The 9909-nt window shown below is 65.7% G+C and carries 7 protein-coding genes; 1 reads left to right on the top strand and 6 read right to left on the bottom strand.

Translation table 11 applies throughout. The annotated features are described in order from the left end of the window. Positions 1-19: 19 nt before the first annotated feature. The 4 genes from D4765_RS10780 to guaB1 form a co-directional block, all read right to left on the bottom strand. Entirely contained in the window at positions 20-862 is an 843-nt protein-coding gene (locus D4765_RS10780) for a hypothetical protein (protein ID WP_136642300.1), read from the bottom strand. A 164-nt stretch (positions 863-1026) separates the two neighbouring features. Next, entirely contained in the window at positions 1027-2064 is a 1038-nt protein-coding gene (locus tag D4765_RS10775) for a hemolysin family protein (protein WP_136642299.1), read from the bottom strand. Next, on the bottom strand, positions 2057-3460 hold the full coding sequence (locus tag D4765_RS10770) for a hemolysin family protein (RefSeq protein ID WP_136642298.1): 1404 nt from the start codon (positions 3458-3460) through the stop codon (positions 2057-2059). Before D4765_RS10770 ends, D4765_RS10775 begins: the two co-directional genes overlap by 8 nt. Positions 3461-3551: 91 nt before the next feature. After that, complete coding sequence (gene guaB1, locus D4765_RS10765) at positions 3552-4991, bottom strand: GMP reductase (RefSeq protein ID WP_136642297.1); 1440 nt, start codon at positions 4989-4991, stop codon at positions 3552-3554. A 163-nt stretch (positions 4992-5154) separates the two neighbouring features. On the opposite strand from guaB1, the gene D4765_RS10760 reads away from it, so the two are divergent. Then, entirely contained in the window at positions 5155-8937 is a 3783-nt protein-coding gene (locus D4765_RS10760; RefSeq protein ID WP_136642296.1) for a multifunctional oxoglutarate decarboxylase/oxoglutarate dehydrogenase thiamine pyrophosphate-binding subunit/dihydrolipoyllysine-residue succinyltransferase subunit, read from the top strand. A gap of 111 nt (positions 8938-9048) precedes the next feature. Here the strand turns inward: D4765_RS10760 and D4765_RS10755 are convergent, their stop codons facing one another. Both D4765_RS10755 and D4765_RS10750 read right to left on the bottom strand, forming a co-directional pair. Beyond that, positions 9049-9291 (bottom strand): zf-HC2 domain-containing protein, encoded by a 243-nt coding sequence (locus D4765_RS10755; RefSeq protein WP_136642295.1) that lies wholly within the window; start codon positions 9289-9291, stop codon positions 9049-9051. Continuing rightward, a complete protein-coding gene (locus tag D4765_RS10750; RefSeq protein WP_136642310.1) occupies positions 9288-9905 on the bottom strand; it encodes a sigma-70 family RNA polymerase sigma factor in 618 nt (205 codons plus the stop codon). Before D4765_RS10750 ends, D4765_RS10755 begins: the two co-directional genes overlap by 4 nt. Positions 9906-9909 lie beyond the last annotated feature (4 nt).

The raw sequence follows: 9909 nt of genomic DNA, 5'->3' as shown, positions 1-9909 counted from the left end.
GCGCGAGACCAGCCTGCGGCTACTGCTCGTTCGGGCCGGGGGCGGGGCCGGAGGCGGTGCGGTGCTGGTCTCCGTCGTAATCGACCACGACCATCCACTGCCGGTAGAAGAGATCGGCCCGACCGATGAACGTACCGTCGTCGTCGAACCGGTCGACGTTCAGTTCAGGCTCGGGCAGTCCGGCCCGAACGAGCAGTAGCCGCAGGCTGGTCTCGCGCGGTGACTCGGCACCCACGCGCACTAGATCGAGGGCCTCCTGCAGGCGACATTTGCCGCGCCCGCGGTAGTCGTAGAGCCGGTCGCGCAGCAGCTCGATGCTCGCATGTGGTCGGCGGTCGCCCCTCCCCGGATGCACGGGAACCAGTACAGCCGCATCGCCCGCGACCACCAGCTCGTCGAGGGAGACGAGGCTGGCGAGGTGGCACCAGGTCGAGGCGATGTCGGTCACAGGGAATCCGTGACGCAGTTCGACCGAAACGCGGTTGTCGTCGAGCCGGTGACCCGTGACGCCGACCGTGCGCGGCGGCCACCCCGGCGAGAACACCGACACATGGATGCCAGCGGGCGAGGCTCTGGCGGACTCAATCGGCAGGTTCCACAGCAGCGCTGCCGTCGTGTGGCTGAACATCTGCCCCGGCGGGAGCCTCGGCGCGTACGCCGCGCAGAACTGCTGCACCGTGTGCGGCGCCTCAATCGCCCGCACCGCGTGGAACGGCCGGTGCAGGTCTGCGGCGCGAAGCCGGCCGCCGGCGGCCCGGGCATCCACTCGGCTGAAAGGCATGCCGAGTTCGGGGGGCAGTGGGGTGCGTCGACTCATGCCCCCATCGTGCGCCCACCGGATGCCCGAAACCGAGTTATCCACAGGTCTCTCCCTGACTACTCCGCCCACTCGGCAAAGTTTGCGGGTGCCGCAGCTCACAACCCGCAAACTTCGCCGACTCGATTAAGTGGGTCGGCAGAAGTGGGGTGAGTCAGAAGCGGGCGCGCCGCGAAGCGGCCCACCGCCGGTCAACGGCGCCGCACCGGTCAGATGCGACGAGTTGCGTCTTGAACCTCGCCCACGAGCTCCTCGATCACGTCTTCGAGAAACAGCACCCCGCTCGTTGCCCCCTCCGAAGTGAACGACCGGGCCACATGAGCGCCTGTGCGGCGCATGGTCGCGAGTGCGTCTTCGAGCTCGGTGCCATCGTAGATCGACGCCAGCTGGCGGATGCGCTTGGCCGGCACCGGCTGATCGAACTCGTCATCGTCGAGGTCGATCACGTCTTTCAGGTGCAGGTACCCCGTCGGGTCGCCCTCCGGGTTGACGATGACGTACCGCGAGAAACCGTACTTCGCCACGGCCCGCTCCACATCGGCCGGGGTTGCCCCTCGGCCCAGCGTGACGAGCCGGTCGACCGGCAGCGCCACCGACACAACCGTCTTCTCAGTGAACTCGAACGCCGCGTGCAGGGCACCCGAATTGTCGTCGAGCACCCCCTCGCGGGTCGACTGCGCCACGATGTTCGACACCTCGTCGAGCGTGTACGTGCTCGCGGCCTCGTTCTTCGGCTCGACCCCGAACAGCCGCACGACCCCGTTCGCCGTGGCGTTCAGCGCCACGATGACGAACCTGAAGATGCGAGCCACGAACACCAGCGGCGGCGCCAGCAGCAGCACGGCACGGTCGGGCACAGAGAACGAGAGGTTCTTCGGCACCATCTCACCGATCACCACGTGCAGAAACGACACCAGCACAAGCGTGATGACGAATGCCACGCCGGTGATGACGTCTTCGCTCCAGCCGGTGAGGTGCAGCGGCCCTTCGAGCAGGTGATGGATGGCCGGTTCTGACACATTCAGAATGAGCAGTGATGCCACGGTGATGCCCAGCTGGCTGGTCGCGAGCATCAGCGTCGCGTGTTCCATGGCCCACAGCGCGGTCTTTGCGCGTTGCATGCCGGATTCGGCGAGGGGCTCGATCTGCGAACGCCGCGCCGAGATGACAGCGAATTCGGCCGCAACGAAGAACCCGTTCACGAGCAGCAGTACGAACAACCAGAGAATGCCGGCCCAGTCAGACATTGCGAGCCTCCTCGGTGGTCGTGGCATCGGAAACCGGGTGGGCAGAAGAAACCACGGCAGAAGAAACCCCGGCAGCCGGAACCAGCGGCTCGATGGGTGTGGGGGTGAATCTCAGGCGATCGATGCGGCGGCCATCCATTCGTTCCACCCGCAGTTCACCGTCGGGCAACTGCACGGTGTCGTCGATCTTCGGCAGGCGCCCGAGCTCGCTCATCACGAACCCGGCCACGGTCTCGTACGGCCCCTCTTCTGGCACCGTGATGGCAGCCCGTTCGAGCAGCTCGTCGGGGCGCAGCTGGCCGGGAAACGAGATGGTGTTGCGGCTCTTGATGACGCCCGCCCGGGTGCGGTCGTGTTCGTCGTTCAACTCACCCACCAGCTCTTCGACCAGGTCTTCGAGGGTGACGACACCCGCGGTGCCGCCGTACTCGTCGAGCACGACGGCCATCTGGTAGCCGCGACCCCGCAACTCGCCGAGCAGCAGGTCGAGCTTCATGGTCTCTGGCACCCGCAGCGGTTCGCTGAGCAGCGCCACCACCGGCACCTCGGCGCGCTTCGAGCGGGGCACGGAGACAGCCTGCTTCACGTGCGCCACGCCCACGACGTCGTCGAGGCTGTCGTCGATGATGGGAAACCGGCTGTACCCGGTGGAGTTGGCGAGATCGATGACGTCTTTTGCCGACGCCGTGCGCTTCAGCGCGGCGATACGCGGCCGGGGCGTCATGACGTCTGAAGCATCGTGCCCCGAGAACAGCAGGGTGCGGTTCAGCAGCGTGGCGGTGTCGACGTCGAGGCTGCCCTCGAGAGCCGACCGTCGAACGAGCGACGACAGCTCGTCGGCCGTTCGCGCACCAGACAGCTCTTCTTTCGGCTCGATGCCGAATGCCCGGATGATGGCGTTGGCCGAGTTGTTCAGCACCAGCACCGCAGGCCGAAAGACGGCCGTGAACGCCCGCTGAAAGGGAATGACCAGTTTCGCCGTCTGAATGGGCAGCGCCAGCGCGAAATTCTTCGGTACCAGCTCGCCCACGATCATCGACAGCAGCGTGGCGATGACGATCGACACGATCGACGCCACCACCACCGTCAGCTCGTCAGCAAGCCCGACAGTGTCGAGCGGCCCGCGCAGCAGACTGCTGATGGCCGGCTCCATGAGGTACCCCGTGAGCAGGGTGGTCAGGGTGATGCCCAGTTGCGCACTCGAGAGGTGCGTCGAGGTGATGCGAAGGGCCGCGATGGTGGGCGCGAGGCCCTTCTCGCCGCGACTCTGGCGACCTTCGAGATCGCTGCGATCGAGGTTGACCAGCGAGAACTCGCTGGCCACGAAGAACCCGGTGCCGACGGTCAGAACGAGCCCGCCCAGAAGCAGAAGCCAGTCAGAGAGCACGGCGATCACCGCACAGCAGGCTGGGTTTCAGAACGGGCGGCCAGAGTGAGGGAGGGTCATCCATGAGTGCTTACAATCATACGGGCGAGAGTCTGAGCATTCACCAAGAAACGGGCAGCGCCTTTCCTTCTTCGTACCCTGCTGCCGATTGGATGCCCACCCTGGCCCGATCGTGAAACTCCTCCACACTCGCAGCCCCCGCGTAGGTGAATGAGCTGCGAAGCCCGGCCGTGATCATGTCGAGCAGGTCTTCGACCGAGGGGCGAAGCGGGTCGAGGTAGATCATGCTCGACGAGATACCCTCGGCGAACAGCTGCTTTCGTGCGAGCTCATACGCCCCCAGCCGCCCGAACCGATCGGTGACGGCCTTCGCGGATGCCATGCCGTAGTTCTCCTTGTAGAGTCGCCCGGCCGCATCGTGGCGCAGCACCCCGGGCGCCTCGATGGTTCCGGCGAACCACGACCCGATCATGACGGATGCCGCACCGGCCGCCAACGCCAGCGCGACGTCGCGCGGGTAACGTACTCCCCCGTCGGCCCACACATGCACCCCGTAGAGAGTCGCCGCAGAAGCCGTCTCGAGTACGGCAGAGAACTGCGGCCGCCCCACCGCCGTCATCATGCGCGTGGTGCACATGGCTCCGGGGCCGACCCCGACTTTGATGATGTCAGCACCGGCCTGTGCCAGGTCGCGCACGCCGTCGGCGGTCACCACGTTGCCCGCGACGATCGGCAGGCCGAGCCCCGCCGCCCGTACCGTTCGGATGGCCGCGACCATGGCGTCTTGGTGGCCGTGGGCGGTGTCGAGCACGAGCACGTCGACCCCGGCCGACGCCAGCGCACGGGCTTTGGCCGCGACATCACCGTTGATGCCGAGGGCTGCGGCTACGCGCAGGCGCCCGTGGGCATCCAGAGCCGGCTCATAGATGGTCGAACGGAGGGCCCCTGTGCGGCTGAGCGTGCCGATGACCCGGCCGTGCCGCGTGACGGGTGCGAAGTCGAGGTCGGCTGCCACCATCGCGTCGAACGCCTCGCGGGGTGTGGCGAAGTCGTCGGCGGCGAGCGACGTGAGCGGCCCGTGCAGCAAGTCGCCGAGTTTCGCATCGGGCAACGCCGAGGCGAGCCGCAGTGCGGGAATACACCCCAGAAACACGCCGGCCGCGTCGTGAACGACGATACCCTGGCCCGCGACCGCCGGCAGCACGGTGAGGGCTTTTTCGACTGTCGCATCGGGCCGGAAGTCGAAAGGCGTGTCGTACTCGACCGACTGCGCCTTCACCCACCGGATGGCCGCGTCGAGGTCTTGCAGATGCATGTCTTGCGGCAGCACCCCGAGCCCGCCCCGCCGCGCCAGCGTCGCCGCCAGGCGCGGCCCGGTGACCGAGTTCATGTTGGCGGCCACAAGCGGAATCGTCGCCCCCGTTCCGTCTCCCGGCGCGAGCGACACGTCGAGCCTGCTTCGGATGTCTGAACGCGACGGCACAAGAAAGACGTCGGAATAGGTCAGATCGGTGTGCTCGGGTGTCGACAAGAATTTCATGACACCAACGGTAGACCTCCCACACGGTAAGCCGACGTGCAGTTCATGGGTTTAAGCTGGTTGAGCACGTGTCGGCGCGTGAAGATTCTTCAGCGCAGCTGTCTGGCACGTGAACACGGTGTCCCTATACAGAGTGCGATTTGACGAGAGTGGGCGATCGGCTGTGTCAAGCCAGTTGACCGGAACAGGAACTGACGACGGTTCGTCGGGCGAATTTGGTGCGAACGAGTGGCTCGTCGATGAGCTGTACGAGCAGTACATCGTCGACAAGAACTCGGTAGACGAATCGTGGTGGTCGATTCTCGAGCACTACAAGCCGTCGAGCGGCGAGCTGGCCGAGGGCGGCGCGCCCGCTGAGGCCCCCGCTGCCCCTGCGGCAGAGACACCGGCAGCCCCTACGGCAGCACCGGCAGCCCCCGCGGCACCAGCTGCGACTCCCGCAGCCGCCGCACCCACCCCGGCCACCGCTCCCGTCGCGCGCACCACCTCCATGCAGGCCAGCCCCCAGCCCATCCCGGCCGAGGCCACGCTCCGCCCGCAGATCAGCGACGATGAAGCCGAGCAAGACAAGGTCTCGCCCCTTCGCGGCCCGGCAAAGTCGCTGGCCACGAACATGGATGCCTCGCTCTCGGTGCCGACGGCAACGAGCGTTCGCAGCATCCCGGCCAAGCTGCTCATCGACAACCGCATCGTCATCAACTCGAACCTCAAGCGCGCCCGGGGCGGCAAGGTGTCGTTCACGCACCTCATCGGCTGGGCCCTGGTGAAGGCGCTCAAAGAGTTCCCCAGCCAGAACGTCTACTACGACGTCGTCGACGGCAAGCCCATGGTGGTCTCCCCCGCGCACGTGGGGCTCGGCATCGCCATCGACATGCCGAAGGCCGACGGCACCCGTGCCCTGGTAGTGCCCGCCATCAAGCGCGCCGACACCATGGACTTCGCCGAGTTCCTCTCGGCCTACGACGAACTCGTTGCCAAGGCCCGCTCGAACAAGCTGACCGCCGGCGACTTCCAGGGCGCCACCATCTCGCTCACGAACCCGGGCGGCATCGGCACGGTGCACTCCATCCCGCGGCTCATGAAGGGCTCTGGCGCCATCATCGGCGCCGGCGCCCTCGAGTACCCGGCCGAGTTCCAGGGCTCGTCGAACCGCACGCTCACCGAGCTGGGAATCGGCAAGATCATCACCCTCACCAGCACCTACGACCACCGGGTCATCCAGGGTGCCGGCTCGGGCGAGTTCTTGAAGAAGGTGCACGAGCTGCTGCTCGGCCAACGCGGCTTCTACGAAGACATCTTCGCCGAACTCCGTATTCCCTACGTGCCCATCCACTGGGCGCCCGACATCAGCGTCGACCTCTCCGACGCGGTCGACAAGACCTCGCGCGTGCAGGAGCTCATCAACTCGTTCCGCGTGCGCGGCCACCTGATGGCCGACATCGACCCGCTCGAGTACAAGCAGCGCACCCACCCCGACCTCGACATCGCCACCCACGGGCTCACCCTGTGGGATCTTGACCGCGAGTTCGTCACAGGCGGTCTCGGCGGCAAGCCGCAACTGCTGCTCCGCGACATTCTCGGCATTCTGCGTGACGCCTACTGCCGCAAGACCGGCATCGAGTACATGCACATTCAAGACCCGGTTCAGCGCAAGTGGATGCAAGACAAGATCGAGCGCCCCTACGCCAAGCCGAATCACGATGAGCAGATGCGCATCCTGTCGAAGCTGAACGAGTCCGAGGCCTTCGAGACGTTCTTGCAGACGAAGTATGTCGGTCAGAAGCGATTCAGCCTCGAGGGCGGCGAGTCGACGATTGCGCTACTGGATGCTGTACTCCAGTCGGCCGCCGATGAAGGCCTCGACGAGGTCGCCATCGGCATGGCCCACCGTGGTCGCCTCAACGTTCTGACGAACATCGCCGGCAAGACGTACGGGCAGATCTTCCGTGAGTTCGAGGGCACCCAAGACCCACGTACCGTTCAGGGCTCTGGCGACGTGAAGTACCACCTCGGCACCGAGGGCACCTTCGTGAGCGGCGACGGCAAGGAGATTCCCGTCTACATTGCGGCGAACCCCTCGCACCTCGAAGCCGTCAACGGCGTGCTCGAAGGTGTCGTGCGCGCCAAGCAAGACCGAAAGCCCCGCGGAACGTATTCCACGCTGCCGATTCTCATCCACGGTGACGCGGCCATGGCCGGCCAGGGCATCGTGTATGAGACCATGCAGATGGAGAAGCTCCGCGGCTACAAAATCGGCGGAACGATTCACGTCAACATCAACAACCAGGTGGGCTTCACCACACGGCCGAGCGATTCACGCTCCTCCGTTTACTCCACCGACGTGGCCAAGTCGATCCAGGCGCCGATCTTCCACGTGAACGGCGACGACCCCGAGTCAGTGGTGCGTGTGGCGCAGCTGGCCTTCGAGTACCGCCAGGAGTTCAAGAGCGACGTGGTCATCGACCTCATCTGCTACCGCCGCCGCGGCCACAACGAGGGCGATGACCCCTCGATGACGCAGCCGTTGATGTACAACCTGATCGAAGCGAAGCGGTCTGTGCGAAAGCTCTACACCGAGTCGCTGATCGGTCGGGGCGACATCAGCCAAGAGGAGTACGAGGCCGCGCACCGCGACTTCCAAGACCGCCTCGAGCGCGCCTTCGCAGAGACCCACGCGGCGCAGACCTCGTCGATCCCCATCATCACGAGCGACATGAACGCCGTGAGCGACCTCGAGCGCCCCGAGGCGCAGCAGGCCGACGACGGTGCGGGCGAGCCAGAGTCCACCGGCGTGCCGGCCTCAACCGTCGCCCTCATCGGCGACGCGTTCAACAACCCGCCCGCCGGGTTCACCGTTCACCCGAAGCTTCAGCAACTGCTGCAGAAGCGCCTCGAGATGAGCCGCAACGGAACCATCGACTGGGCTTTCGGCGAGTTGCTCGCACTAGGCTCACTGCTGCTCGAAGGTACTCCTGTTCGGTTCTCGGGCCAAGACACCCGCCGGGGCACGTTCGTTCAGCGCCACGCGGTGCTCCACGACCGTGACAACGGCCAGGAGTGGCTGCCGCTCGTCAACCTCAGCGACAACCAGGCCAAATTCTGGATCTACGACTCGCTGCTCAGCGAATACGCGGCGATGGGATTCGAATACGGCTACTCGGTCGAACGGCCCGATGCGCTCGTGCTCTGGGAGGCTCAGTTCGGCGACTTCGCCAATGGCGCTCAGATCATCATCGACGAATTCATCTCGTCGGCCGAGCAGAAGTGGGGCCAGCGTTCGTCGCTCGTGCTGCTGCTGCCGCACGGCTACGAAGGCCAGGGCCCCGACCACTCGTCGGCCCGCATCGAGCGCTACCTGCAGATGTGCGCGGAGAACAACATGACCGTGGCGCGCCCGTCGACGCCAGCGTCGTACTTCCACCTGCTGCGCCGCCAGGCTTACGCCCGGCCCCGCCGACCGCTCATCGTCTTCACGCCGAAGGCGATGCTTCGCCTTCGCGGTGCGACCAGCTCGGTCGACGACCTCACGCAGGGCAAGTTCGAGCCCGTGCTCGACGACCAGCGCACATCGGGCGGTGACACCGCACAGGTCAAGCGGGTTCTGCTGATGGCAGGAAAGATCTACTACGACCTGCTGAACGAGCTGCAGAAGACGCCCAACGACGAGATCGCTCTGGTGCGCGTGGAACAGTACTACCCGCTTCCCGCCGCCGAGCTGGCATCGGTCATCGGCAGTTACCCGAACGCCGAGTTGGTCTGGGTTCAAGACGAGCCGCAGAACCAGGGCGCGTGGCCGTTCATCCACGCCGAGCTGGCCCCGCGCCTGCCAGAGGGCCGCACCATCACGGTGCAGTCCCGTGCCGCCGCGGCCTCCCCTGCGGCCGGCTCCGCCAAGCGGCACGCCAAAGAGCAGGCCGACCTGCTCAGCCGGGCACTCACCCTCTGAAACGGTGTGGGCCGAGCTTCGGCAGAGCCCACACCATCGCATTGAAACAGCACTGACACAGCACTGAAACCAACATCGACACCGGGCATCCGGCGCCTCAGGATGAGCGGACTAGTGCGTGCTCTGGATCTGCCGGATGCTCAGCAGAACCTGATCGCGCAGATTCTCTGGCGCCACCTCTCGGCACGCGCGCTGAACGGCCTCGGTCAGAACGACGCCGACGTGCAGCTCAGAGGAGCAGTCGGTGCAGCCGGCCATGTGTTCGCGAATGTCGGCAGCGTCGTTGCTGGCGAGTTCGTTGTGAAGATACTCTTCGAGTTCAGCCTTGGCTTTGTCGCAGCCGCAGTCGGTCATTTCTTACTCCCCTTCGCCTCGGTCGCGTGTATTCCGCGACCCTCGGCGTATTCGGTCAGCAGGCCCCTGAGAAGGCGTCGGCCGCGGTGCAGGCGGCTCATGACGGTACCAACGGGGGTTTTCATGATGTCGGCTATCTCTTGGTAAGAGAAGCCCTCAACGTCGGCCAGGTACACGGCCAGACGAAAGTCTTCGGGAATCGACTGCAGGGCGTCTTTCACTGCGCTGTCGGGCAGGTGGTCGATGGCCTCTGCCTCGGCCGAACGGCTCGAAGTGCCGGTGGCGGTGGCCGACTCGGCATTGCCGAGCTGCCAGTCTTCGAGGTCGCTGGTGGTGCCCTGGTAGGGGTCGCGCTGCTTCTTGCGGTACACGTTGATGAACGTGTTGGTGAGAATGCGGTACAGCCAGGCCTTGAGGTTCGTGCCCTGCTCGAACTGCGCGAATGCCGCGAACGCCTTCACGAAGGTCTCTTGAACGAGATCTTGGGCGTCAGCCGGGTTGCGGGTCATGCGCAGCGCCGCGCCGTACAGTTGGTCGAGAAACGGCACTGCCTGCTCCTCGAAGAGCGCACGAGGGTCGGGCACCGCTGCCGGTTCAGAATTCGTCGATGTCATCACC

This window comes from Subtercola vilae, assembly GCF_004923255.1.
GTDB classification, from domain to species: Bacteria; Actinomycetota; Actinomycetes; order Actinomycetales; family Microbacteriaceae; genus Subtercola; species Subtercola vilae.
The sequence above is the reverse complement of the archived record's forward strand: the minus strand, read 5'-3'. Positions and strand labels throughout refer to the sequence as shown.